Source organism: bacterium (assembly GCA_035371905.1).
Lineage (GTDB): Bacteria > Ratteibacteria > UBA8468 > B48-G9 > JAFGKM01 > JAMWDI01.
Map to the genome: position 1 here is coordinate 9,780 of DAORXQ010000055.1, position 1,849 is coordinate 11,628.

Sequence of the window (1,849 nt, forward strand, 5' to 3'; positions counted from 1 at the left end):
GATGAGAAAGTAAAAGTAGATAGTTCAGATATACAAGCAGGGTATTTAGAGGATAAGTTCGTGGCAGGAGATAATATAACAATAACAGAAGAACAAACAGAAGGAAATAAGAGATTAAGAATTTCAGCAGAAGGTGGAGGTGGAAGTTCTGTAAATTATAAGCAAGGACTTTCTGAAATATTTACTCTTGCAAAAACATCAAATTGTTATAGTTCAATTATTTATGTGTCTTCAAGTGTTTTACCGAGTATAAGCAAAATTAAACTCATTACATCAGAGACAGGAAGTATTACGAAAAAATTATATTCAGAATCAGGAAATGATATAGGAGAATATTTACGAGCATTTTATAAATTTGAACAAGATTATGTAGATACAAGGGGACTTCAAGGAAATTTAATACCTGTCAACTCTCCAAGTTTTGTTCAAGGACAGGTGGGATATGCTTTAAGTGTAAATGAAACAAATGGTTCTTATGCTTATTTACCTTCAAGTCAGCAAAACGATAATTACAATTTATGTATGGAAAATACAAGTTTTTCAATCGGGTGTTGGGTATATATTCCTGATTATATCGGTCATAATGCATTTATTCTTTCACGAGAAAGAACTTCACCAACAAGAGAAGGGTATGATTTATTATGGGAAAGTTATGCAAGGTATTTTCAATTGGAGTTTTATAGAAATGGAAGTCATGTTAGTGTAGGGTATTATGTAGAGACATTTGAAACTTGGTATCATCTTGTAGCAGTAGTTGACAAAGAAAATAGTAAAATAAAATTTTATGTTAATGGAACACAAGTAGATGAGATAGATAATGGTGAATATTATTCTTATTTTGGTGATGATTTTTATGTAGGAAATTCGAAATACTGGGGTGGACATAATTTTACAGGTTATATTGATGAAGCATTTGTTATAAAAAAAGCATTAACAGATGATGAAGTAGCAGACATTTATCAAAATGGTTTATCTTTCAATCTTCAATTATTAACAACTCTTGTAAATGGCGAAAATTCAGTAGATATTACAAATTCAAGTGAGAAATATATTTTAGGTTTTGAAGGAAGTAATTTTAAATTAAAAGGTTATTTAATAGAGTTTGCATAAAGTAATAAAAAGGTTAAAAAATGGGAGAAAACATAAAAAAATTCTGGTTTAACGGAGGAGCAAAGTTAGTTATTCAGTATTTAGTTCAATTGTTCATCTTTTTAGTAATGGCTTCATTTCTTTTAGGTTCAAAAAATACAGAGATAAATCTTTTAAAAGACAAAGTTAACAAGTTAGAAAATTGTAATCAAGAGATTTTACAGCGATTGAGTAATATAGAAGGGAAACTTGATATTCTTTTAAAGAAAAATGGAGGAAGAAAATGAGAGACAACTTTGAATATTTTTGGAAATTCTTAATCTTCTGGGAAAAAGAGTATGCAGGGGATATTAAAGATGGAGCAGGACTTACAATTTTTGGATTTACAGAGAAGTATTATCCTGACTTGGTGAAGAAATTAAAAGAACTTTATTTTAAAGACAAAAAGCAAGCAGAAGAATTAGCAAAAAAGAATGCAAAAACTTTGTATTGGGACGCTTTAAGTTGTGATTATTTACCTTCAAAACTTGATATTGTGATAGCAGATTGTTCTTTTAATCAAGGAATTTCAGTAGCAAAAAAAGTTTTAGAATTAACAGCACAGGATTATCTTGCTTATCTCAAAAATCAAGGTTATTCAGAAAATCATTCTTGGATAATAGCGATTTTAAAGAGAAGTGATTTTTATGACAATTTAAGGGCATATGATATGTTTGGAAGGGGATGGAATAAAAGAATTATATCTCTGTATGAGTATTTA

Annotated in this window: 3 protein-coding genes; all 3 read left to right on the top strand. The window is 29.1% G+C overall.

What is annotated here, in order from left to right; all coding sequences use genetic code 11:
• Positions 1–1,110 (top strand): LamG domain-containing protein (locus tag PKV21_06595; GenBank protein ID HOM27158.1); only part of this gene is annotated, 1,110 nt, incomplete at its 5' end.
• Between the two features lie 20 nt (positions 1,111–1,130).
• Complete coding sequence (locus tag PKV21_06600) at positions 1,131–1,376, top strand: hypothetical protein (protein HOM27159.1); 246 nt, start codon at positions 1,131–1,133, stop codon at positions 1,374–1,376.
• On the top strand, positions 1,373–1,849 hold a 477-nt coding region (locus PKV21_06605), incomplete at its 3' end, for a glycosyl hydrolase 108 family protein (protein ID HOM27160.1). The genes PKV21_06600 and PKV21_06605, both read left to right, overlap by 4 nt.